This is a genomic window from Scandinavium sp. (assembly GCF_032012665.1).
Lineage (GTDB): Bacteria > Pseudomonadota > Gammaproteobacteria > Enterobacterales > Enterobacteriaceae > Scandinavium.
The window spans coordinates 50,028-71,734 of the sequence record NZ_DALZVG010000016.1 but is presented as its reverse complement, the minus strand read 5'-3'; the positions used below and the strand labels follow the sequence as shown (position 1 = coordinate 71,734).

Here is a 21,707-nt window from a genome sequence, read left to right as displayed (position 1 = left end):
CCGGCACGCTATTACTGAAGGTACCGATTAATAACGGGAATTAATTATAATACTGTCGCAATAATATAGCCGACCCCTGATCGATAGCCCGGCACATGGCCGCCCCGCTCTCTGCTTCGTCTTTTTTTTCCAGCGCGCTCAGTAAATCGTCGTAATAGCGATACTGTTTAAAAACCTCACAGGATTGTGGGTGCAAATAATTAAAGCAGGGGCCAATACGCACCCAAAGCTGTTCAATAAGCGCCGTCAGCGTGGGCATTTCCGCATAGTCATACAGCCGGAAACGGAAGCGGCAATTGGCCTGCAATGCGCGTTCCATATCACCCTGCGCTTTCGCCTCATGGAAGGCCCCCACGTAGTCGCGTAAATCCCGCAGCTTTGCTTCCGTCATCAATGCCGCCGCCGCAGATGCTGCCATCCCTTCGAGCTTCTTGCGGATTTGATTGACCTCGTTGTACTGCTGGAGCGTCACCTCCGGCACCAGAAAGGCCTGGGCGGGTGTCGCCTGCAATGCCCCGGATGAGACCAGGCGCAGCAGCGCTTCACGTACCGGCGTGATGCTGGTTCCCAACTGCTCGGCAAGATCCCGCGTTACCAGCCGGGCACCAGGCTTCAGCGCCCCGATAATCAGGGCACTTTTTAAATTTACTTCGACCTGCATGGTAAGACTCATACGCTGTGCTTTTTCAAAGTCGAGCATGGTTATTTCCTGTGTCCATAATCATTGTTCTCGTCACGGCCTGAGAGCAAACAACTGAGCACGACCCCAGGATATATCCTGTATCGCGGCGGTGTTGGAAATAACATGGATTAATCTGCTAAAAATAGTGATTTTTTAATTGTCATGTTGTTAATTTAGGCCGTGCACTTCATACAAATTGGCTATTGCACGATTAATTAAAGACGCTAATGGAATTTTTGCACGGAAATTTGCGGCGCTCGCGGCGCCGCAGCTTATTTTTTAGTCATCCGCATCAATGCGAATAACGACTTTACCGAAATTTTTACCTTTCAGCAGACCGAAGAAGGCCTCTGGCGCATTTTCCAGACCGTCGGTGATTTGTTCACGATATTTTATCGATCCGTCGCTTATCCACTGGTTCATCGCCGTCTGAAACTCGCCTATGCGATGGCCGTAATCCTGACCAATGATAAAGCCCTGCATGCGGATGCGCTTTTTCAGCAGTGTGCCCATCAGTAAAGGCAGACGGTCCGGCCCGGCTGGCAGTTCAGTCGCGCTGTAGCCGCTGACTAAGCCGCATACGGGAACGCGAGCAGACGTATTGAGCAGCGGCAGAACCGCGTCGAACACCTTGCCGCCGACATTTTCATAATAAACATCAATCCCCTGCGGGCAGGCTTTCGCCAGCTGCTGCGCGAAATCTGCGGCATGATGGTCCAGACAGACGTCGAACCCTAAGGTCTCCACGGCATAGCGGCACTTTTCTTCACCGCCAGCAATACCAACCACGCGACAGCCTTTGATTTTGGCGATCTGCCCGACCGTTGCGCCGACAGGCCCGGTGGCCGCCGCGACGACCAGGGTTTCCCCTGCCTTCGGCTGGCCGATATCCAGCAGCCCCATGTAAGCCGTAAAGCCCGGCATCCCGGCAATGCCAAGGGCCCAGGAGGGGTTTTCAGGACTTTCGCCGAGTTTCACCAGCCCTTGCCCGTCGGAAATCTCATAGTTCTGCCAGCCGCTGTAGCCCAGAACCCAGTCACCGGGCTTAAAATCTGCATGATTTGATTGCACCACGCGGCTGACAGTGCCCCCGACCATGGTCGCGCCAATCTCCACCGGCGGTGAATAGGACGGCGCGTCGCTCATGCGGCCACGCATATAAGGGTCAAGCGAGAGATAAACTGTGCGTAACAGAATTTGTCCGTTGCCAGGCTCAGGGATATCCCCTTCTTCAAGGCGGAAATTGGCGGCAACCGGTTCGCCGTGCGGGCGAGAGGCCAGCACCCAGCGACGATGACGTGACGCGTGTTGACTCATGATCTGCTCCTTCTGGAAAACATTCCCTGAGACTAGTCGCTCATCGTCACCCCTGCATTACCATTATGAGCCGGAATGGTTCAGCCGCACCACGAGGTAAATACAGGGCTTATCGGTCTGGTTCACAAAGCGACAGTCGTTCGGTGGGCCAAGCTCAAGGCAATCCCCCGCCTGCATAGCGTGCTGCGTATCGCCCTCAATGAACAGCAGTTCGCCCTGCTGAAGCCAGATCAGCTGCCGCGCCAGCGCATACGACGACGCGGGCATTGGGATGTCGCTGCCTGGCGGCAGCTCAACCTGCACCAGATCGATCGGCAAATCGCTGCGTGGGGAAACGTGGCGGCGAAGATAGTGGGTTTGTGGATCGTGCCAGACCGGCTGATTTTCAAACCGCAGCAGCTTCCCTTCCTGCATTTCGGCGCGTGCAATCAGCGTGGACATGCTGATCCCGAACGCGCCGGAAAGCCTGCCGAGCATTGTCGCCGTCGGGCTACTGTCGCCGCGTTCAATTTTGTGGATCATCGCACGCGATACGCCCGCGCGCTCGGCCAGTTCGCTAAGCGACCAGCCGCGGGATTCGCGCTCGATGCGAATGCGCGCGCTGATGCGCTGATTGAGTGTGTCTTCGATAGTATTCATGGCGTAATACTATAGTGCATCGGCTCGCTTTTCGAGTGGCTGGTCAGGAGCGATTCGCCAGAGTGGGTTTATTAAACTTCGAGTACGGTCAACGCTATGAGCAAAAACATTATTTTCTGTGCCGACGGCACCTGGATGTGGTGACGCACCTTAAAAGCACAATGCCATCCCGTGTAGCAAAGCAACAGGCTGTGGAAGAATCAACTGTATCGCCCGCAGGCCCTGAGGAAGTTTACCGCCCCGGACTGGCAGCTGCCCACCAGTTGCGTGATTGCCAAATAGTGCCGGCCTCTTGTCAAAGCCGGCAAAACTATAGTATCTATATCGTACTACTATAGTGAACAACCGAGGCCAGCCATGACCATTCGTTACGCCAGCAAAGAAGACTGTGCGGCAATCGCCGAGATTTATAACCACGCGGTGCTGCACACCGCCGCTATCTGGAACGATCAGACCGTCGACACCGACAACCGTATTGCATGGTATGAAGCCCGCCAGATTGCCGGGTATCCGGTATTAGTGAGTGAAGAAAGTGGCACCGTGACAGGGTATGCCTCCTTCGGCGACTGGCGTGCCTTTGACGGTTTTCGTCACACCGTTGAGCATTCGGTCTACGTTCACCCACTGCATCAGGGTAAAGGCCTGGGCCGTAAACTGTTAACGCAGCTTATCGCTGAGGCAAGACAGATTGGCAAACACGTGATGGTGGCGGGTATCGAATCGCAAAACCAGGCTTCGCTGAACCTGCATGCCGCGCTCGGCTTTGTAACCACTGCGCAAATGCCGCAGGTGGGCACCAAGTTTGGTCGCTGGCTGGATCTGACCTTTATGCAGCTCCAGCTCGACGATCGCCAGGATCCGGACGCCCGATCATGAACCAGTCGCTGACCCTCACCTTTCTGATTGCCGCCGGTATCGGCCTGGTCATTCAGAATACATTGATGGTGCGGATAACCCAGTCGGCTTCGACGATCCTTATCGCCATGCTGCTTAACTCGCTGGTCGGGATTGTGCTTTTCGTGTCGATTCTGCTGATTAAGCATGGCCTGAGCGGCTTTCAGGAACTCGCCTCCAGCATCAAATGGTGGACGCTCATCCCCGGTCTGCTCGGCTCATTTTTTGTATTTGCCAGCATCAGCGGCTATCAGTACGTCGGCGCGGCAACCACCATCGCGGTACTGGTCGCCAGCCAGCTGATCGGTGGCCTGGCGATGGACATCATTCGTCAGCAGGGCATCCCGTGGCGGGCACTGATTGGCCCGGTTTGCGGGGCTGTGATGCTGGTTGTTGGCGCATGGCTGGTGGCTCGTCGTCAGTTCTGACCGCATTCTGCGCCGAGCCGCCAAACTTCTCGCAGTACAGTATCATGGGTCCAGCGGGAGTATTGGAAAAGAAATTTACGATTTCACTTTTTATTAATCAACGTAGCGCCCTGTATGGCCGCTACGTTAAACTCCTTCATTTCTCATTAATAGGGCAGGATCGGTGCCTTACCCACCTTAGACACTTCCTCTAATGTAACCTTATAAATATTCGACGTTGTTTTGGACATCTCTGTAACTTTGAAATTTGCCAGCGGGGAATAGAGTCTTTCACCCTCATCATTATCAAATTGTAGCCCACCAGGAACGGATAATCCGTTGCTGCTATTTCCTTTTACTTTGAATATGACTTTTACATCATCCTGACTGCGGTTTGCAAATTCTTCTGCAACATTTTCCTTCGTGGAGGTAGAGAAAAATTGCCCAAGGTTATACACAGTCTCAGTTTTTTTATCTTGATCGGCATTAAATTGTGCGATTAAAGTGCCAATTCCGCACTGCGTCATCCCTTGCCCACGATGAGTTGTAATATTTTTTTCTGTCGGGGTATACCATGCTTTAGCACCCGTTTTCACCAGTTCGGGAAGATCGCTACAATTTGCCTTAATAGTGTATTCAAGTGACTTATTGCCTCGGCCAAAAATCTCATAACCATGAACCCTGCGGTACTCTTCAACGACTTTACTTCCACTCAGTTTGACCGTTGAACTGGCGTTACCAAACTGATGACGCGCCTCAATGTTAAGCGCTTTGCATCCCGCGTTGCTCTGATAGAGCATGGAAAAATTTTGTCGAGCCTGAATGTTTTTTTCATCAGCCTTTTTCGCATCGGTTTCAACTTTAACAAGCTTATCTATTTCTTTCTCTATGCCATATTGCTTCGCCTCGATTTTATCAATTTTCTTACCGTACCCGGCGACTTCTGTTTTTAGCTCATCAACCTTATTTGAGGCGCTATTAATTCTTGTTTGCAGCTCTGCCATCACCTTTCCGGCAGAAACGGAACTCTCTTCAGCATTGATTTTTTTGGCTGCGGCTTCGCGCTCAATCTGATAACGTCCACCGTGGAACATATTTTTAAGAAAATTACTCGCCTGACCATGTTTAAAATGATTATTTTTCAGTCGTACGGTGGCATCCTCACCATGTTTTGCTGAAACAGACTGAAGACTTTTAAGTAAAGACTGGTTTCCGGCGATATTCTTTTTATACGCGGAAATAGATTTATTCATCTCGCTTACGGTATTTTTAATGCTTGAGATATTTTTCGACAGGTTACTATTAAACTTGCTTAATTCGATCCGCTCTTGCCGTATGGCGCTCAAAGATACGGCGCTATGCTGTTTTACAGGGCTAATTGGCATTTAAATTTCTCTTTGTTGAGTGCATGAATACGGTTCGTGCACGAAGTCGTTAAAAATTCAGATGATTGCAGACTTCATGGCAGGGGAATATCAAGAAACGATTCTGAGCGAGAAATCGCGGACCATTTGAACAGCCACCTGCGCTTTTTTTTCGACAGACTCTGTACCGTAAGGTCGTCCATCTTCGGCTCCATTTTCACTCTCCAACGATAAGTCCTGTCGTTTACAGCGTGTTTTTCTGCTCAGGCTGCGCGGCTATGCTTAACCGGGTCAAACGATGAATCAGTTATGCCCTTTGGAGACTCTAATGAAAGCCATTGCCATTACCCCTTCTGCTGCCCAGGGAAGCAACATTTCTGCGCTGACCGCCATTGAATTACCTGTTCCCGTTGCCCACGGCCACGACCTGTTAATTGAAGTTAAAGCGATTTCCGTTAACCCTGTAGATACCAAAGTGCGTGCGGGTTTCAACGCCGACACGCCTCGCGTACTCGGCTGGGATGCGGTTGGCGTGGTGAAATCCATCGGCGACGCCGTCACCCTTTTCGCGCCGGGCGATGAAGTCTGGTATGCGGGCGCACTCACACGCCCTGGCAGTAACAGCGAATATCAGCTGGTGGATGAACGCATCGTCGCCCGTAAACCACGTTCGCTTGATAATGCCTCTGCCGCCGCGCTGCCGTTAACCGCTATTACCGCGTGGGAACTGCTGTTCGATCGCCTCGGCGTAAAAGAAAACGGTAACAACGGTGACACTCTGCTGATCGTCGGGGCCGCAGGCGGCGTCGGCTCGATCCTGACCCAGCTTGCCGCAAAGCTTACAAACATGACCGTGATTGGCACGGCTTCCCGTCCGGAAAGTCAGCAGTGGGTTCGCGATGCGGGAGCAGATCATGTCATCGATCACAGCCAGCCGTTAAGCGATGAACTGGCGCGAATTGGCATTCCGCACGTCACACACGTAGCCAGCCTTAACGGTACAGAAGCGCACTATGCACAACTTATTGAATCCCTTGCGCCACAGGGAAAGCTGACGCTGATTGACGATCCGGAAACGTTGGACGCTCGCCCGCTGAAGGTAAAAAGCATTTCGCTGCACTGGGAGTTCATGTTCACCCGTTCCATGTTTGAAACGGACGATATGATTGCCCAGCATCACCTGCTCACACGAGTAGCGAAGCTGATTGATGAAGGCGTGCTGAAAACAACGCTCGGCGAGCATTACGGCACCATCAGCGCCGAAAATCTGCAAAAAGCACACACGCAGCTCGAAACTGGCCGCGCAGTCGGGAAAATAGTGCTGGAAGGATTCTGACATAATGCCGGAGCGCTCACGCTCCGGTTATTAAGGCTCGTTTTGGAAACAGCAACGCAAGATGCCTTGAAAAACGGATTATATTAACTTCTCCATGTGGAAGAGTAACCATCGGGCGTATCTAAATTATGTTGATATAATGCGATGCCATAATGTTCATTCTGGAAAAATTCAGCCACACAAGCTGGGTCGACGTCATCCAGATCCAGTAACTGGTACGCCAGGCCTAACAACACTTCCAGGATTAGCCCTGGCCCGGTTAAGGCAGAGGTGACACAATAATTTTTAGTCATCAACTCAGTTCGCCATGTCAAAAGGCGGGAAAGATACTCCCCCTCCTCTCCCCCACTACAGCATCCGAAAATACACGCATTCTTTTCCAGGAACCTATATCGCTTCTTCATAACGCGCAGGATCATACGTACGGATTTTGACTGAGAGTGTGATGCCATAAAGTGATTAAAATAAATCCCTTTTAATCGCCGGAGCGAACCGAGTGCCAGCAGATTCCTGTAAACGCCTATTTCGCCTAATGGCCTTATTTTTTCGAAAGTAAACTCTGCCATATCGAGCTCAATCAGGCGTTTAATTTCTTTATGCTTATGATTGCCATGAGTGATTTTAGACTGAGACGATGTATTATTATGACCCCGAAGATGCTCACCATCAGCAGGTACAGATTGGGAGAGTTTTTTTAAAACCGCCTGGGTTTTCATTAATAGCAAAGTATCATCCTGTGCAATGTTTTCACATGCTAAAAAATGATTAAGCCTGCTAAAAGCGTTGTCGATATAGGGCAACGTATCTGTGTCTATATAAATACCGCCATGCAAATAGAGTATCAACAACCTGACGATATCACTGGCGCTGGCCAGGTTTCCCCTTAGAATCATTTCATAGTAATAAAAGCGCTTAAAGTCATCAAATTGAGGCGTAAACAGCTCCGAAATCCTTTTGATCACTATACCGCTGGCCTGAAATCGCTCATTTAAGGCCTGACTGGCTGGCGCTCCCTGACGGAGGTTGTAGCCAGATAAAAATTCGATGACCAACCGGTCAAAGGGATAACCTTCCTTTAGCTTCGGAAACATATCTTTAAACGCACGGTTTTTTATGCTTATTTCTTCCTGCGCATGATTTCCAGCTGTTGTCTTAAAAACATAGGCTTGAATAGATTCGTGGAAATAGTGGCATAGCCAGCTACTCTCATCCAGCCAAAGGTATATCACTTTGCTTTGATTAGCTTTACGCCATATATCAATATAGTCAACGTTCAGCCGACGGCTGTCACCTACCCAGACAAAATGCATAATGTCAGGAACGGCTATTTTTTCTTTCGCTGAGTGTTGTAATGCTGGCAGTTTGCACTTCATTGCCGTACCCTGTCAGGAGAGCAAGTAGACCAAAGCCATTATAACGACCGTGCAAGAAATGATAACGATGCTTCCGGAGAACTCACCAAGTGAGTTCAGGTAGCCATTATTATGCTCATTCAACTGCGCAATGGCCTCGGGCTCATTTTCAGCATCGACTTCAACAAAATGTTTTCTGAAACCCTGCTTTTTCATTTCCTGAACGATTAAATGCGTCGCTTCCGCTTTGGGAAACGCTTTTGCAATTGCTTTTGACTCATCATTTTTAATGAAAACAACATATTTAACCATTTTTACCACCATGAAAGCGCGCTTTTAAATCTTATTGTTTCAGCTAATTAACGATTCGTTCCGATGTGATCGCGTCCTCCCGCAAACACTCCACTGTTACCATTGCTGGAGTTTCCCCAATAGCCATATGCACCAGAGCCACTGCCGTATGGCGAGTTTTGCGATACGAAGGACTGGAAGCCCCCATTACCGCTGTTCCCACCGCCTGAAGCGGAGCCACCGTTCGTGGAAGACTTACGTCCGCTGCCGTCCTGATCCTGCCAGCCGCCCGATACAGTATCATACTGGCTGCTTAAAATTTCTTTCATTTCGTTCTCCATGTATTTGTTTAGCTATATTCCCGTATCCTCAGGCATTTTTATCACGCCATGGGATACACCAGACAATACACAGAACGTTTTGATATTAAAATAGTTGAACAATTAACTTCGGGGCATCACTGACCACTATGTATTCATAAGGCGAATGGTAAATATTGAGACAACCAGAATCACTTATCATTTCATGAATTTCCTTCTCAAAAATAACGACTATAAATATCTGTTTCTGACTAAACAATAAGGCAACTTCGGGTGTTTTAAGGCATAAATTACATTACGCCTGACGGTGCGAGGTAGTAGATATTCAATTAATAAAAAATCAGTTCGTTTTTATTAATTAAATGAAGATAAAAACAGAAGAGCGATCGTCCATTCAGCGCGGCGCTTCCTCTACTGAGAGAAAGCGCCGTTTATATTCAGATAATCGAGCCGCCCCTGGTCAGGCTTTCGAGGCGAGCCTCCTCCGCTTCTTTATTGTGACGCCCGTGATGTGCGATAGTCGTGCGCAGGCGCTGCTGCTGGGTGAACCTGTCTTCCCGGCTCAGCTCTGCGTCGTCACTCAGCTCTACCAGCAGCTCATTCATGCTGGTAATGGAACCGGTGGCAATGGCGGCATCCACTCGTTGACTTACCTCATCCAGATGCGACATCTCTTCTCCTTAATTCAGCTTCGCTTTTGAAAAATCACTGCCCATCAGGCTGACGCTGAAGCCGCTCACGTTGCTGCGGGTCGCGAAGAAGGTTTTGCCGTTAGCCAGCGCAATCCACGGCGCCTGCTTATAGAAAATCTCCTGCGTCTGCTGATAGAGCTTCGCGCGTTTCGCCGGTTCGCTGGTCAGTTTGGCCTGTTTCACCAGACCATCATACCCCTTATCGCACCAGCGTGCGGCATTCGAGCCGGTTTTGATACTGTCGCAGCCGAGCAGCACGTCGGCGAAGTTATCCGGGTCGCCGTTGTCGGACATCCAGCCAAACAGCGCGGCGTCGTGCTCACCTTTACGCATTCCGGAAAGGTACTCGCCCCACTCGTAAGTGGTGATTTTGGCTTTAATGCCTACCTTCGCCCAGTCGCTCTGGATCATTTCAGCAATGCGGCGGGAGTTCGGGTTATAAGGGCGCTGCACCGGCATCGACCAGAGGGTTACCTCGGCCCCCTTCTCAAGCCCGGCCTGCTTCAGCAGCGCTTTGGCTTTTTCCGGATCGTAACCGTAATCCGGCAGATCTTTGTTATAGCCCAGCATGTTCGGCGGCAGCGGTGATTTTGCCACGGTGCCAGAACCCATAAACACAGCATTCACAATGGCTTTTTTATCGGTGGCATAGTTCAGCGCCTGGCGCACCAGCACGTTATCAAACGGCTTTTTCTCGGTGTTAAATGCAAGATAGCCGACGTTCAGCGCATCTACCGCATGCAGCGCCAGATCTTTATTGTTTTTAATCACATCAAACTGAACCGGCGACGGCGCAGGGATAATCTGGCACTCGTTTGTTTGCAGCTTCGCCAGGCGCGTTTCCACGTTCGGCGTGATGGAGAAGATCAGGTGCTTCGTCGGCACTTCGCCATCCCAGTAGTTCGGATTCGCGATGTAGCGGATCAGCGAATCCACCTTGTATTGCTGCAGCGCATACGGCCCGGTGCCGATTGGCCAGGTATCAACGTATTCCGGCGTACCCTTTTTCATCATCGCATCGGCGTATTCCGCAGAAAGAATGGAGGCGAAATCCATTCCCCAGTCGGCCAGAAACGCGGCGTTCGGCTCGTTAAGATCGAACTGGACGTGGTAATCATCAATCTTCTTCACGTCCTTAATCAGCTTATCGAGGCCAACGTCGGTGAAGTATTCATAGTTGCCCTGCGAAACCTTATGGTACGGGTGATTTTCATCTTTCTGCCGCATTACCGAGAAGATGACGTCGTCAGCATTAAAATCGCGGGTTGGTTTGAAATATTTGTTGCTGTTGAACTTCACGCCCTGGCGCAGCGTAAAGGTATAGGTTTTACCGTCCGGGGAGATCGTCCAGCTGGTTGCCAGCGAAGGCACCGGCGTGTTGGTTTTCGGGTCGAAATTAATAAGACGGTTGTAGAGCGTCTGGGAGCTGGCAACAAAGCTCGGGCCAGAGCTGGCAATCTGTGGGTTGAAGGATTCGGGTGACGCTTCAGAGCAATAAATCAGCGTATCGTTATTTGCCGCCATCGCGGCCCCTGCCGGTAAAAGTGCGCTGAGAGCCAGCGCCAGCAGCGTTTTTCCTGCCGTGGAGTGAAACATGGTTATAAGCCTTATTGTTTTATTCTAAGAGGGATAATCACAGCACAAGGCGCTTCTTCTGGCAAATAACCAAACCGCATCAGGTTATACTTAAACGTCGATTATCGCCGTTTTATTCGCCAGAAATTTCACTTAAGAACTTTCTCGGAATGCAAGCTTTTCGCGCAAATTCAATAGACGGAGTATTTGCCTTTTTTGCCTTTTCCTCGCCCGTTTATCGCCTTCGCCTCTGCGTTAGAGTAGCGGCGTGAAAAAGTCGATGGGATAAGAACGTGGCAAAAACTTTATTACGCAGCGGAAGCCTGGATGATTTCCAGTCCGTGGGCGGCGGCGGGCAGGCCGTCTTTGCGTCTGCCCTGCAGATCCGCGAAACGCTGCGGTTACGCAAACAGCAAACGCTGGTGGAGTGCCTGGCGATTCCACAGGTCAACGATGACGGCGATCGCGTGGACTGGTATTCACCGATTGAAGGTGACGTCCAGCCGTGGAAAGCGGCCGATGAAGAGGTGCGCGAGCGCGCCCTGCATCAACTGGAAACTCTGGCCGACGGCGCATTGAGCCTGGCTCGCAGATGCCAGCAGTCAGAAAAAACCGCCCAGCAGCTGTTTGGCGCATTACTGGAAAAAGCGTTGCAGTTTCCGGGTGAAAACCACGTGTTCCTGGTCGGTGGCAAGCCGGTTATCACCTTCTGGGGCTTCGTGAACCTCAACGAAAGCGCCCGTGAGGAGCTGTTCGGCTGCCTGCATTTTGCGCCCGTTCCTGAACCGCTTATCGACGACGAAGATGAATTTATTGACGATGAACCGCTGATTGTCACCCTGAGTCACGCCGACGAACCGCTGCTGACTGCGCCGTTGACGCTGGCTGCAGAACTTGAGCCTGAAGCGGCACCTGAAGCAGAAAGCCCCGTCGAACCTGAAGTCACCGAAATTCCCGCGTCTGCTGCTGTCGTAAAAAAATCCCGTCGCGTGCCGCTGTGGAGTCTGCCCGTTGCCGCCGTTATCATGGCCGCCATTGCAGGGCCTCTGCTGTGGCCACGGCAGACCCCTTCCGCAGAACCGGCTGTCGCACATGTCGATCCGCAGCCAGCCATGGCTGAGCCTTCTGCGCCATTGCTCCCTGCGCTCACGTCCACTCTTCCACTGCATCAGGCAAGCGTCACCGTCGAGAAAAAAGCAGAACCGGTCGCGAAACCCGTCGTCATCGCCGCAATCCCAAAAGATGCGCTGGTGATGGATGCCGACCAGATGCGTGCGGGCACCACAAAATTTCTCAACGGCAATTGGCGAGTGCTGATAGACGTCAAAGATCCGGTCAGCGGCAAAGCCCTGTCGCTGCGCTATCAGATCCTGAATAACAAAGGCAGCGCTCGCCTGGTGCACGGCGCAAACGTAGTCTGCAAAGCTGATATTTTCTCGGGCCTGCATCAGAACGGCGAACTGCTGGTGAAAAGCCGCGGCAATGCGCGGTGCAGCGACGGTTCGCGCTACCCAATGCCGGAGATCTCCTGCAAAGCTGGCACCAGCAATGTCGCTGAATGCACGGGCCGCTACGACGCCAAAACGGTCGTACCGCTGACTTTCCGTAAGGTGGGAGCATAAACATGCTGGTGACTCTTTGCGATTACCAACAGAGCGTAACGCTCATCGCCAATAGCGGCGTGCAGTTCCTCGACTTCGGACTGACGCCGCAGGATTCCCTGAGCAACGGGCGCTTCGTGCGCAAAACCGCAAACGGGCCGCTGCTGCGTCTGGACTACGACATCGTCAACAGCCGCTACACGCTGCCCGCCATCGACGGCCAGCAGGCCGAAGTGGTTAAACCTGAAAGCACGCTGCCGCTGGAGTATTCGCTGGCCATTCTGGACGGCGTCTGGCTCCCACTGCCTTTCCTGCGTTTCAACCCACCCCGCACCTTTGTCGAAGGTCCGGACAACTGGGCGCGGGTGCAGATCCGCAAGCTGCCGGAGCCGGACAGCGCCGGGAACACCCATCGCGTAACGATTGCCCTCGACAGCCAGATCCGTGACGATGCGCCGATGGCGCTCGCGCCCGTGACCAACGACTTACTCAACGGCACCCGCTTTGCGCTGGCCTGGCGCGACAATGAAGTGGCCGACTTCCTCGATCAGACCTGGATTGATGGCTGGCTGCGTGAAGTCTTCAGCCACTACGCCAGCCTGACGGAAAACCGCAGCGAGCGCGACGTTGCCAAGGCAATGCGCAGCTTTGAATATCAGGGACACTGGCTGAATCTGCTGGCGATGCTGGGCGAACAGCTGAAAGTGCCGGAGGTGAAAATCGCCACGGCCACCGTCAGTACGCCTGCTATTCCGGTTGATTTGATCCTCGACGTCGGCAACAGCCATACCTGCGGGGTGATCATCGAAGATCATGGCGATGCCAACGATGGCCTGCGCCAGACCGCAGAATTGCAGGTGCGTTCGCTCAGCGAGCCGCAGTTCCTTAACGCCCCGCTGTTCACCAGCCGGCTGGAGTTTTCAGAGGCGCGCTTCGGCAAGCAGCATTTCTCCGTAGAAAGCGGACGCGAGGATGCGTTCGTCTGGCCGTCTATTGTGCGCGTGGGCGACGAAGCCCGTAAGCTCGCTATGCAGCGCGTTGGCACCGAAGGCAACAGCGGTATTTCCAGCCCGCGCCGCTACCTGTGGGATGAAACGCCAACCGTGCAGGACTGGCGCTTCAGCCAGATGAACAGCCGCACCCAGCGCGAACCGCTGGCGGCCGCCTTCCCGCTCTCCTACCTGATGAACGACGACGGCCAGCCGCTGTTTACCCTCTCGCCGGACGAACGGATGCCGGTCTTCTCGCCGCAGTACAGCCGCAGCACGCTGATGACGCACATGCTGTGCGAAATTCTGGCGCAGGCGCTGGGGCAGATTAACAGCGTGGCCACCCGCCAGCGCCTGGGCTTTCCGTCTTCACCACGCCAGCTGCGCACGCTGATCCTGACCCTGCCTTCCGCCATGCCAAAACAGGAGCGCGAGATTTTCCGCCGCCGCATGTTTGAAGCTATTGCGCTGGTGTGGAAGTCCCTCGGCTGGCATCCGCAGGATGACGACTTCAGCAACCCGAAACAGCAGGATAAAAGCGTCGTACCGGTACCCAACATTCATATGGAGTGGGACGAAGCCAGCTGCGGTCAGCTGGTCTGGCTGTACAACGAAGCGATGTCCCATTTCGGTGGGCAAACGGAAGCCTTCTTCGCCGCGCTGGCGAGACCCGACCGTGAACCGGAACCCGGCACCCGGCCAGGACGTGCTCTGCGCGTGGCGGCTATCGATCTCGGTGGCGGCACGACGGATATGGCGATCACCCATTACCGCCTTGATGAAGGGACCGGCAGCAACGTCAAAATTACCCCGCAGCTGCTGTTCCGCGAAGGCTTCAAGGTGGCGGGCGACGATATTCTGCTCGACGTCATTCAGCGCTGCGTGATGCCCGCCCTCCAGACGCAGCTCCAAAAAGCCGGGATCGCCGACGCATCGGCCCTGATGGCAACGCTGTTCGGTGATTCCGGCCGCATTGATACGCAGGCCATCCTGCGCCAGCAAACGACTCTGCAGCTGTTTATGCCGATTGGGCACGCCATTCTCGGCGCGTGGGAAACCAGCGACATCAACGATTCGCTGGCCGGGCTGCACGCCACCTTTGGCGAACTGCTGACTCAGGCTCCTACCCGCAACGTGATGAACTACGTGGGCCAGGCCATCAGCCACGCGCTGCCCGCGGATGCAGAACCATTTGATCTGCTAGCCACACCGCTACAGGTCAATTTCCGCGATCTGCATGAAGCAATGCTGGCGGGCGATTTCACTATTGCCGCCCCGCTCCATGCCGTTTGCGAAGCTATCTCTCATTATGCCTGCGACGTGCTGCTGGTGACCGGGCGTCCTGGCTGTCTGCCTGGCGTCCAGGCGCTGATTCGTTACCTCCAGCCCGTACCGGTTAACCGGATGGTCTGGATGGACAACTACCATGTTCATGAATGGTATCCGTTCAGCCAGCAGGGACGTATCGGTAACCCGAAATCGACCGCCGCCGTCGGCGCAATGCTGTGCAGCCTGGCGCTGGATCTGCGTTTGCCGCGCTTTAACTTTAAAGCCGCCGACATCGGTGCGTACTCCACTGTTCGCTATCTCGGCGTGCTGGATAACACCGTTAACACGCTGCGTGAAGAGAATATCTGGTATGCCGACCTGGATCTGGACAAACCAGGTGCGAAGGTCGATGCCCGTCTGCACTTCCCGCTGCGCGGCAACGTTACCCTCGGATTCCGCCAACTGGCGAACGCCCGCTGGCCCGCCACGCCGCTCTACACGCTGAGCATCAACTCCCCGGAGGTGGCGAAAGTCATTGCCGGAGACGGCGTACTGCAGGTTCGGCTGCAGCTGACCGGCGGTAGCCGTCAGGAAGGCCCGGAAGCCTTCGTCCTGGCAGAGGCAAAATTGCAGGATGGCACGCCGGTGCCACCTGATGCCCTGACGTTGAAACTGAACACGCTGGCCGACCGCCGTCACAGCGGCAGCCACTACTGGATTGACAGCGGGAGCGTCTACCTGAAATGAGCCGACTTCAACCTGTAATTGACTGGACGCGCGCGACCCGTCAGACCTCCGCCCTTTTCGACACCGATGCCGACGCGTTGCTCACGCGCTTGCTGATGCTGAAATCGCAGGAGACGGCGCTGTGTGAAGCACAAACCGCCCCGGCAAGCATCGGTCTGTTTGGCCATTCACAGGCTGCCAAAGCGCACCTGCTCGGCGCGCTGTACAGCAGCGGCAACGGTCGTCTGCTGGTGCAAACCGGCAGCAAAACGCTCGACTATTTCACCCATCTCAATCCGGGCCATGCTCTGACAAGAATGGCGCTGCGCTTCAGCCATACGGTTGCGTCTCCGGACGATGCCTTCCCGCTGCGTTTACGTCTGATGTCGGAAGCAGAACTGGTGCAGGTGTTCCTCGCGCATGCCTTACGGCAAAACAGCATGCACCCGGTGGTAAAAGCAACGGTCGCCGCACGACTGAAAAGCTGGCAATCGTTGCGCCAGACTCAGCCCGTACCGGGCCTGAGCGAAGAGGACGTAGCGGCCGTCGCCAGCTTCTGGCAAGCGCATGTTCCTGCTCGTCAGCAACAGATTGACGATAATTTGTGGCAGCAGTTTATTCAACTGCTGCCCTGCCTTGACCTCAGCGCCCGCGCCACGGCATGGGCGCTTCTCTGGGGCGAACAGCAGGAGCTGACGCGCCAGTGGCTTGAACTTGCCCACGTGCTCCAGCAGTGCGGCAATGTCCGCGAACTCGCCGCGCCGCTGAGCCTGCTGATTGACAGCTTTACTCTCCCTGCCGAAGGTTTCCTGACGCCGGAAAGCGAACCCGAAGGCGAAATCCTGGTTCACCCGCTGGCCGCAGATCGGTTACAGAATGCCATCAGCCTGCCGTTGAGCGCGCTGGCGCTGCTGACCGTCGAGCTGGTGCTGCCAACGGAAAACGGCATGCTGGATAACGTCGATGTGATCGACATTCCTCACCCGGTACAAACCGACGACGCGCTGTGGGTCAGCAAATGCCGCTGGCTGCTGGAAAGCTATCGCCAGCAGCATCAGCCCGATCTGCTGCTTGTCTGCAACGCAGCGTCCAGTCGGGGACAAATCGCTGACAGCGCCCGCACGCTGGCAAAATGGGTCACCGATACCCAGCCGCAGCACGACGGTGTGCTGCCGGGTCTGGTGTGGGCGATCACCCCGCAGGACGACCGCTTTGTGCGCAAAGTGAATTATGATGAAGCCGTACAGCATCTCATCGAAAAGCCCGGCCAGCGCTGGGGCACCCTGCAGGCGCTCGATGGCAGCAGTCTCCAACGACTGATCGAATGGCTTTCGCAGGCGACCGTACCGGCATTACGCAGTGCGCGTTTACAGCGGCTAGCCGATCGTCTGCGGCAGCAAACCCGACAGCTGCTGGCAGGCTGGCAGCACGACAGCAAAACAGCTCCGACAGAACAGCGCCGGCAGGCGGAACAGGTCGTGCGTGAGCTTCAGGGTCGCGCGGCCATTCTCGGCGAACTCCTGGAGGGGTTATTGCCGCCGCTCGCAAGCTTTGAGCAACCAGGGCAAGTTCAGCAGCAGCGCGAAGAGAAAGTCAGCGGTCTGTTCAGCGAGAGTGTTGATCTGTTCGCCCAGACCGAAGAAACGCAGTCCGGCCAGCATGCTTTGCAGGATAGCGGTACTCGCGCCCATGCGGTGTGGGTCAACTATCTGCGCCAGTGGAGCCGCAGCGAAGCCTGTGCTCAACGCTATGGTCTCAGCACCGCCGTGCTGCAACAGCTGGCGGACATGCTGATTACCACCAGCTATCGCCTTGAGCTGCCCGCACAGCTGCAGGCCATTACTCCTGACGAGCGCGCCAGCGCAGCCCATTTGCGGGCCATCATAAGCAACTATCTCGCATGGCTCGGCTATGCGGATATGCCGGTCGCCGCGCGTCCGCAAAGTCGTGTGGTTAAAGGGAGCACGCTGTTTGCACCTGCCGCCAGCAGCCTTGAGCGCCTGACCCAGCTCGGCGAACGCCCTGCTCATGCCGCAACGCGTTACGTTTACGACTGGCTCGTCGCATTGTTTACGCGCGCAACGGAAGCGCCGGACTATCGCCACCCGCAGGATGTTTCCCCGCAGTCACGCAAGCAGCTTTCAGTGTTGCTTTAACATCAAGGTTGGTCTTATCTTGCCCGGTGGTGCTTGCGCTTACCGGGCCTGCAACACGAAAATCTCACCCAGTACCCCTGCCAGCACTGAGGGATTTTCCCAGGACAGGGAGTGCCCTGCGTCCGGGATGATATGAAGCGGTATTCCGGAACCTGCAACCGCTTCAGCATCCGCATCAGGCAAGGAATGTGCGCCAAAAATAAGCGTTTTTTCACAGCGGAGGCTGCGAAAACGATCCATCCATGACGGTGCAATGCCTGTGACAAGGCTTGTCGCTGCACGCCACAGCGCCCACGGGGCGTTCAGCTGCAGGCAGCCCTTCCAGGGACTCTCTTCCTGCGCCAGAATTTGCGCAAAACCTTTAGCAGTAAATTCTACTTCTGAAAACGCCGCAATCTGGCGGCTGAAGAATCCTCCACCGGGATAGAAATTAGGCTCAGAAACCGCAAGCGAGCGCACCCGCTCACCCAGCATATCTGCTGCTTCAATCGCGATACTGCCACCCATGCTGTGGCCGTAGAGATCGCAGATGGCTATCTTCAGGGAATCGAGGATCTCCACGACGACGGCCGCCTGTTGAGTCGTGGTGTAAGCGTAGCCGTGAGGCTTATCGCTGAATCCACTGCCGGGAAGATCGATCAGGATCGCACGCCGATGGCCAAAGGCGGAATCTGCAACAATGCGAGGATATTCGTAGGATGCAGCGCAGCCCAGACCGTGGATAAATACCACCGGCAGGCCGCTGCCGGGGAGATCGTGCCAGCGTACCGTGGCACCCGCAATGGCCGAGAAGAGTGAGTTCATGGCATCGCCCTTTAACTGTTTTTATATACAGTAATAAAAATACGAGGGCGAGTCCAGTCTGGTTTAAAACAGCGACAGCAGCAATGCAACGGGGAAGCTGAAGGGCCAGGTTGCGCCAATCAGAAAGGTGGCAATCAGGCGGATGCGCTTGCTCTCTTTAGTGAGGAACCACGTAATAAAGGCACTAATGGTGGCCATAATGGCGTAAAAAATCAGCATATGCTGGTACAGCGTCATGAAAAAACCCGATCCACGTCAAAAAAAATCGTGCTTACTATGCCACTAATTTTGACCTGCATCAAATCTTTACAAATGTGACGAAATAATCACGAACCAAATGCAAAAACCCACTTTGTCTGATGGCGAACCTGTGGACGAGAGGCTATATCAGTAGAGGCCAACTAAAAGAGGATGGTGTTATGGAAGTATCCAGTAAAACCGTGTTTATGATTAATCTCTTTGCTGCCGTTGCCCTGATTAGCCTTTTATCGTTTCGTTTTGGCTGGATTTAGATCGGATCACGCACAACAAAAAAGCAGCTACCTGGCTGCTTTTTGCTTTTAGATTCAGTCTGATGCACTTTTCACTTTGGCGGCATTGGCATTGTAGGCTGCCTGCAGCGCTGCCGCGTTATCGTAGTTTGTCGGATCGTACTTCGGCAGTGGGTTAACTTTCTCATAATCCCATTCTGCCGCCGTACAGGCTGCTTCCGTTCCACCCTTCTTTTCACACTCGGCGATGCGATGCGCCGGAGAATTTGTACAACCACTCAAAAAAGCCAGCGCGGCAAAAGCGCAAATAAACAGTTTCTTCATAACAACGTAATATAATGACCAGGTTTGAAAGCGGACGATCCTCGCATATCTGCTTTCAAGCTGTCAAAACCCGATTAATCCGGAAGTGGGATGCCGGAGCATCTCTTGCCGGTGGCGCTGCCACTCATCAATATTCAGCGCGTAAAACAGGCTCGGCATGGCGTTGGCCACGTCGGCTACCTGCCCGCGCAGCACAAGCCCCGCTTTCAGCAGCACGCGCTGCGACGCCAGATGGTTTGAGCGCACCACGGCCGTCACTCTCTGCAGCTGATGCTCGTCGAAGGCGTAATCCAGCATGCGCTGACAAAACTCGGTGGCGAACCCCTTTCCCCACGCTCCGGTCGCAAAGCGATAACCGAGATTGTGTGTGAGTTCTTTCTCCAACGGACGCAGGCTGATGCCGCCGAAACCGACAATCTCCTGCGGCCGTTCAGCGTCATAAATCGCCATTTGCCCAATACCGTGCAAATGCCAGCCGTCAAGCCATTGCGCCAGGCGCGTTTTTGAATAAGCGAGATCGGGATAAGGCCCGGCGGGATTGAACGTATTGGTGGCAGGATCGCCGTAGATACGAAATAAATCGCCTGCATCAGCGGTGCAAACCGGGCGGATGATCAGGCGTTCGGAGAAGAGAGAGTGCGTGTCAATGATGTCATCGCTCCATAATCAGAGAAACCGGCCAGACCGATCAAGGTATCCTGAATTATGGACAGTTTTGGCGGGTTTGCTCAGACGCTCAGGAATAAAAAAGCCGCCTTAAGCGGCGGCCTGATGCGGCGTGGACCTTACGCGTCCCCTTCCAGCGCATCCTGAATCGCGTCTGCGAGGACAGAAACTTCCTGTGCCACGTTACGCAAATCCATCTGGCTGCGAATCCCGGAATTAGCCGTTGAGGCTGAAACTGACGCCTTAGAAATCTCTAAAGCCGCCTGCACCGCCAGCAAACGCTTACGGTTTTCGGCAACGTCGGCGCCCGTGGCGTTATCGTGATCGAAATACCCTTCTAACATCGCGCTCTCCTTAATAGTTGTTGAGTCGGTCGTGCAGAGCAGGATACTGAAAATGCTGGCATAAGCCAGCATTGTTGAGAATTGGACCGCCACCGAGGCCTCGAACCTCGTACACGACAACATAAAAATGTTATTTGCTCTTCCAGCTGAGCTAGTGGCGGTTTGGGCGATCTATTTTACGCGTGAATAAATAACATTACAAATAGAGGGACTAATGGCTGTTTGAACATTAATCAGTTTTGCTTACGCTATTTTGCGTAGCCCATAAACACACCGTTTTTCATCACCGCCACCTTGCCTGTTTTATAGGCAATAATGGTGTAAAGCCCTTGTGAATATACCGTCGCGTCTGCGTTAGTCTCGTCCTGAGCAGCCGGTTTGCCGTCAACGGTAACAATACCCAGAGCATCCCGCTTGATAAGCATTCCGTCGTAATGGCGAGTGAACGCCATGGATTTTTTGGCCGCCTGCGCCTTTTGCGGATAGAGCGCCTGCGCATTTTCCAGGGCCTGTTTTTCCGCTGCACTGTTAATAGCCGACTGGCGATTTTGTTCCGCCAGGTAGCAAGCGTCACGACTAACGCCCTGCGCCTCACACTCAGCCATACGGGAGGAAGAGCTGGAGCAGCCCACCAGCATCAGCAGCGGCAATGCGCAGATCATTACTTTATTCATACATCCTCACAACATTTTAATTGTATTCGCTATCATCATTCGCCGGCAGGCGATAATCGCGGCCAATATCCGCGATCTTCTCCCATCACCATTTGATTTATGTCATGCCTTTTCATTGTGCTGATTAGGAAATTTCTGGAACCATGATTTACCGGTTAAGTAACGCTTGCCGGACGCACTCTATCTTCAGAATGATTGAACGCCCGTTGAGTAGGCTGAGCAAGCGAAGCGCCGCCCGACGTTGGGTATTGGGTAAATATCGGTCATCAAAAACCTTCTTATCCACTACGGGCTAGAATTAAAAGGATGCTTTTAGTCATCGATCTGAATCTTTCTCCTCACATCTCCAGGAGTTCAAATGACTGACTTAAGTGAACGAGTTGAAATGCTTGAAAAAACCATTGGTGAACTCACCCTTAATCTCCACGCATCGAAGGTTGCCATCACCGTCTTGTCCGGCGCGTTAAGCGATATGAGTAGTGAGCCAGGCATGCTTGTAAGTTCGTATGAACAAGTAAAAAGTTCAGCCCCGCTGGTGACATTCAACCATCCTGACCAGCAAAACTACGAGGAAAGGCTCAGGGAGAGCGTGCTGGCGCTACTTTCAAAACCTGACCTGACGTCTTAATCGGTCCGTGTCTCTACAACAGGATAAGAGGAATATCCTCTTGTAGAGATATCAGGCTGTGACGCTGCCATTACGATGAGGCTATCCTGTAAGGATCATCCGTAATGAATGCCCCCTGGCGGCCCAAAAAAAGTGGCTGCAACACAATAACATTGTATTACAGCCA

Annotated in this window: 23 protein-coding genes; 8 read left to right on the top strand and 15 right to left on the bottom strand. The window is 53.6% G+C overall.

Annotated features, from left to right (window positions below):
- Nucleotides 1–40: 40 nt before the first annotated feature.
- The 3 genes from RTU33_RS13940 to RTU33_RS13930 form a co-directional block, all read right to left on the bottom strand.
- Nucleotides 41–700, bottom strand: coding sequence for a GntR family transcriptional regulator (locus tag RTU33_RS13940; protein WP_312628116.1), 660 nt, complete (start codon nucleotides 698–700; stop codon nucleotides 41–43).
- A 261-nt stretch (nucleotides 701–961) separates the two neighbouring features.
- Complete coding sequence (locus tag RTU33_RS13935; RefSeq protein WP_312628115.1) at nucleotides 962–1,999, bottom strand: NADP-dependent oxidoreductase; 1,038 nt, start codon at nucleotides 1,997–1,999, stop codon at nucleotides 962–964.
- Nucleotides 2,000–2,062: 63 nt separating this feature from the next.
- Nucleotides 2,063–2,638 (bottom strand): helix-turn-helix domain-containing protein, encoded by a 576-nt coding sequence (locus RTU33_RS13930; RefSeq protein WP_312628113.1) that lies wholly within the window; start codon nucleotides 2,636–2,638, stop codon nucleotides 2,063–2,065.
- Between the two features lie 357 nt (nucleotides 2,639–2,995).
- Here RTU33_RS13930 and RTU33_RS13925 point away from each other — a divergent pair, with 357 nt between their 5' ends.
- Together RTU33_RS13925 and RTU33_RS13920 are read left to right on the top strand one after the other, a co-directional pair.
- Nucleotides 2,996–3,514: a GNAT family N-acetyltransferase gene (locus RTU33_RS13925; protein ID WP_312628112.1), complete on the top strand. Its 519-nt coding sequence runs from the start codon at nucleotides 2,996–2,998 to the stop codon at nucleotides 3,512–3,514.
- Nucleotides 3,511–3,960, top strand: a complete 450-nt coding sequence (locus RTU33_RS13920) for a DMT family transporter (protein ID WP_312628111.1) — start codon at nucleotides 3,511–3,513, stop codon at nucleotides 3,958–3,960. Before RTU33_RS13925 ends, RTU33_RS13920 begins: the two co-directional genes overlap by 4 nt.
- A gap of 146 nt (nucleotides 3,961–4,106) precedes the next feature.
- On the opposite strand, the gene RTU33_RS13915 is transcribed toward RTU33_RS13920, so the two are convergent.
- Nucleotides 4,107–5,324, bottom strand: a complete 1,218-nt coding sequence (locus RTU33_RS13915; protein ID WP_312628110.1) for an ADP-ribosyltransferase domain-containing protein — start codon at nucleotides 5,322–5,324, stop codon at nucleotides 4,107–4,109.
- Nucleotides 5,325–5,631: 307 nt separating this feature from the next.
- On the opposite strand from RTU33_RS13915, the gene RTU33_RS13910 reads away from it, so the two are divergent.
- Nucleotides 5,632–6,639 carry a zinc-binding alcohol dehydrogenase family protein gene (locus RTU33_RS13910; RefSeq protein ID WP_312628109.1) on the top strand — a complete coding sequence of 336 codons (1,008 nt, stop codon included), beginning with the start codon at nucleotides 5,632–5,634 and terminating at the stop codon, nucleotides 6,637–6,639.
- An 83-nt stretch (nucleotides 6,640–6,722) separates the two neighbouring features.
- Here the strand turns inward: RTU33_RS13910 and RTU33_RS13905 are convergent, their stop codons facing one another.
- The 5 genes from RTU33_RS13905 to RTU33_RS13885 all read right to left on the bottom strand — a co-directional run bounded on the left by RTU33_RS13905 (nucleotide 6,723) and on the right by RTU33_RS13885 (nucleotide 10,890).
- Entirely contained in the window at nucleotides 6,723–8,012 is a 1,290-nt protein-coding gene (locus tag RTU33_RS13905; RefSeq protein WP_312628108.1) for a TcdA/TcdB catalytic glycosyltransferase domain-containing protein, read from the bottom strand.
- A 12-nt stretch (nucleotides 8,013–8,024) separates the two neighbouring features.
- Complete coding sequence (locus tag RTU33_RS13900; protein ID WP_312628107.1) at nucleotides 8,025–8,303, bottom strand: hypothetical protein; 279 nt, start codon at nucleotides 8,301–8,303, stop codon at nucleotides 8,025–8,027.
- A gap of 47 nt (nucleotides 8,304–8,350) precedes the next feature.
- A complete protein-coding gene (locus tag RTU33_RS13895; RefSeq protein ID WP_312628106.1) occupies nucleotides 8,351–8,611 on the bottom strand; it encodes a hypothetical protein in 261 nt (86 codons plus the stop codon).
- Between the two features lie 428 nt (nucleotides 8,612–9,039).
- Nucleotides 9,040–9,273, bottom strand: coding sequence for a DUF2526 family protein (locus RTU33_RS13890; protein ID WP_312628105.1), 234 nt, complete (start codon nucleotides 9,271–9,273; stop codon nucleotides 9,040–9,042).
- Between the two features lie 9 nt (nucleotides 9,274–9,282).
- Nucleotides 9,283–10,890, bottom strand: coding sequence for an ABC transporter substrate-binding protein (locus RTU33_RS13885; protein WP_312628104.1), 1,608 nt, complete (start codon nucleotides 10,888–10,890; stop codon nucleotides 9,283–9,285).
- A 272-nt stretch (nucleotides 10,891–11,162) separates the two neighbouring features.
- On the opposite strand from RTU33_RS13885, the gene RTU33_RS13880 reads away from it, so the two are divergent.
- From RTU33_RS13880 to RTU33_RS13870, 3 genes are read left to right on the top strand one after another with little or no spacing between them, the layout of a single operon-like run.
- Complete coding sequence (locus tag RTU33_RS13880; protein ID WP_312628103.1) at nucleotides 11,163–12,491, top strand: SrfA family protein; 1,329 nt, start codon at nucleotides 11,163–11,165, stop codon at nucleotides 12,489–12,491.
- A gap of 2 nt (nucleotides 12,492–12,493) precedes the next feature.
- Nucleotides 12,494–15,475, top strand: coding sequence for a virulence factor SrfB (locus RTU33_RS13875; RefSeq protein WP_312628102.1), 2,982 nt, complete (start codon nucleotides 12,494–12,496; stop codon nucleotides 15,473–15,475).
- Nucleotides 15,472–17,610, top strand: coding sequence for a virulence factor SrfC family protein (locus RTU33_RS13870; protein WP_312628101.1), 2,139 nt, complete (start codon nucleotides 15,472–15,474; stop codon nucleotides 17,608–17,610). Before RTU33_RS13875 ends, RTU33_RS13870 begins: the two co-directional genes overlap by 4 nt.
- 39 nt (nucleotides 17,611–17,649) lie before the next feature.
- On the opposite strand, the gene RTU33_RS13865 is transcribed toward RTU33_RS13870, so the two are convergent.
- Both RTU33_RS13865 and RTU33_RS13860 read right to left on the bottom strand, forming a co-directional pair.
- Nucleotides 17,650–18,414 carry an alpha/beta hydrolase gene (locus tag RTU33_RS13865; protein ID WP_312628099.1) on the bottom strand — a complete coding sequence of 255 codons (765 nt, stop codon included), beginning with the start codon at nucleotides 18,412–18,414 and terminating at the stop codon, nucleotides 17,650–17,652.
- A 63-nt stretch (nucleotides 18,415–18,477) separates the two neighbouring features.
- Nucleotides 18,478–18,651, bottom strand: coding sequence for a GhoT/OrtT family toxin (locus RTU33_RS13860; RefSeq protein WP_097160954.1), 174 nt, complete (start codon nucleotides 18,649–18,651; stop codon nucleotides 18,478–18,480).
- A gap of 122 nt (nucleotides 18,652–18,773) precedes the next feature.
- On the opposite strand from RTU33_RS13860, the gene yncL reads away from it, so the two are divergent.
- Nucleotides 18,774–18,926 (top strand): stress response membrane protein YncL, encoded by a 153-nt coding sequence (gene yncL, locus RTU33_RS13855; protein WP_312628098.1) that lies wholly within the window; start codon nucleotides 18,774–18,776, stop codon nucleotides 18,924–18,926.
- Nucleotides 18,927–18,980: 54 nt separating this feature from the next.
- On the opposite strand, the gene RTU33_RS13850 is transcribed toward yncL, so the two are convergent.
- The 4 genes from RTU33_RS13850 to RTU33_RS13835 form a co-directional block, all read right to left on the bottom strand.
- Nucleotides 18,981–19,229 carry a hypothetical protein gene (locus RTU33_RS13850; protein ID WP_312628097.1) on the bottom strand — a complete coding sequence of 83 codons (249 nt, stop codon included), beginning with the start codon at nucleotides 19,227–19,229 and terminating at the stop codon, nucleotides 18,981–18,983.
- Between the two features lie 63 nt (nucleotides 19,230–19,292).
- A complete protein-coding gene (locus tag RTU33_RS13845) occupies nucleotides 19,293–19,841 on the bottom strand; it encodes a GNAT family N-acetyltransferase (RefSeq protein ID WP_312628144.1) in 549 nt (182 codons plus the stop codon).
- Nucleotides 19,842–20,014: 173 nt separating this feature from the next.
- Complete coding sequence (locus tag RTU33_RS13840) at nucleotides 20,015–20,239, bottom strand: hypothetical protein (RefSeq protein WP_312628096.1); 225 nt, start codon at nucleotides 20,237–20,239, stop codon at nucleotides 20,015–20,017.
- Between the two features lie 248 nt (nucleotides 20,240–20,487).
- Entirely contained in the window at nucleotides 20,488–20,913 is a 426-nt protein-coding gene (locus RTU33_RS13835) for a hypothetical protein (RefSeq protein WP_312628095.1), read from the bottom strand.
- 358 nt (nucleotides 20,914–21,271) lie between these two features.
- On the opposite strand from RTU33_RS13835, the gene RTU33_RS13830 reads away from it, so the two are divergent.
- Nucleotides 21,272–21,541 carry a hypothetical protein gene (locus RTU33_RS13830; RefSeq protein WP_312628094.1) on the top strand — a complete coding sequence of 90 codons (270 nt, stop codon included), beginning with the start codon at nucleotides 21,272–21,274 and terminating at the stop codon, nucleotides 21,539–21,541.
- Nucleotides 21,542–21,707: the final 166 nt, after the last annotated feature.

Bases quoted from the DNA above. Each gene is read 5' to 3' on its own strand.
- RTU33_RS13940 (WP_312628116.1), bottom strand. From the start codon at position 700: ATGCTCGACTTTGAAAAAGCACAGCGTATGAGTCTTACCATGCAGGTC.
- RTU33_RS13935 (WP_312628115.1), bottom strand. From the start codon at position 1,999: ATGAGTCAACACGCGTCACGTCATCGTCGCTGGGTGCTGGCCTCTCGC.
- RTU33_RS13930 (WP_312628113.1), bottom strand. From the start codon at position 2,638: ATGAATACTATCGAAGACACACTCAATCAGCGCATCAGCGCGCGCATT.
- RTU33_RS13925 (WP_312628112.1), top strand. From the start codon at position 2,996: ATGACCATTCGTTACGCCAGCAAAGAAGACTGTGCGGCAATCGCCGAG.
- RTU33_RS13920 (WP_312628111.1), top strand. From the start codon at position 3,511: ATGAACCAGTCGCTGACCCTCACCTTTCTGATTGCCGCCGGTATCGGC.
- RTU33_RS13915 (WP_312628110.1), bottom strand. From the start codon at position 5,324: ATGCCAATTAGCCCTGTAAAACAGCATAGCGCCGTATCTTTGAGCGCC.
- RTU33_RS13910 (WP_312628109.1), top strand. From the start codon at position 5,632: ATGAAAGCCATTGCCATTACCCCTTCTGCTGCCCAGGGAAGCAACATT.
- RTU33_RS13905 (WP_312628108.1), bottom strand. From the start codon at position 8,012: ATGAAGTGCAAACTGCCAGCATTACAACACTCAGCGAAAGAAAAAATA.
- RTU33_RS13900 (WP_312628107.1), bottom strand. From the start codon at position 8,303: ATGGTTAAATATGTTGTTTTCATTAAAAATGATGAGTCAAAAGCAATT.
- RTU33_RS13895 (WP_312628106.1), bottom strand. From the start codon at position 8,611: ATGAAAGAAATTTTAAGCAGCCAGTATGATACTGTATCGGGCGGCTGG.
- RTU33_RS13890 (WP_312628105.1), bottom strand. From the start codon at position 9,273: ATGTCGCATCTGGATGAGGTAAGTCAACGAGTGGATGCCGCCATTGCC.
- RTU33_RS13885 (WP_312628104.1), bottom strand. From the start codon at position 10,890: ATGTTTCACTCCACGGCAGGAAAAACGCTGCTGGCGCTGGCTCTCAGC.
- RTU33_RS13875 (WP_312628102.1), top strand. From the start codon at position 12,494: ATGCTGGTGACTCTTTGCGATTACCAACAGAGCGTAACGCTCATCGCC.
- RTU33_RS13870 (WP_312628101.1), top strand. From the start codon at position 15,472: ATGAGCCGACTTCAACCTGTAATTGACTGGACGCGCGCGACCCGTCAG.
- RTU33_RS13865 (WP_312628099.1), bottom strand. From the start codon at position 18,414: ATGAACTCACTCTTCTCGGCCATTGCGGGTGCCACGGTACGCTGGCAC.
- RTU33_RS13860 (WP_097160954.1), bottom strand. From the start codon at position 18,651: ATGACGCTGTACCAGCATATGCTGATTTTTTACGCCATTATGGCCACC.
- yncL (WP_312628098.1), top strand. From the start codon at position 18,774: ATGGCGAACCTGTGGACGAGAGGCTATATCAGTAGAGGCCAACTAAAA.
- RTU33_RS13850 (WP_312628097.1), bottom strand. From the start codon at position 19,229: ATGAAGAAACTGTTTATTTGCGCTTTTGCCGCGCTGGCTTTTTTGAGT.
- RTU33_RS13840 (WP_312628096.1), bottom strand. From the start codon at position 20,239: ATGTTAGAAGGGTATTTCGATCACGATAACGCCACGGGCGCCGACGTT.
- RTU33_RS13835 (WP_312628095.1), bottom strand. From the start codon at position 20,913: ATGAATAAAGTAATGATCTGCGCATTGCCGCTGCTGATGCTGGTGGGC.
- RTU33_RS13830 (WP_312628094.1), top strand. From the start codon at position 21,272: ATGACTGACTTAAGTGAACGAGTTGAAATGCTTGAAAAAACCATTGGT.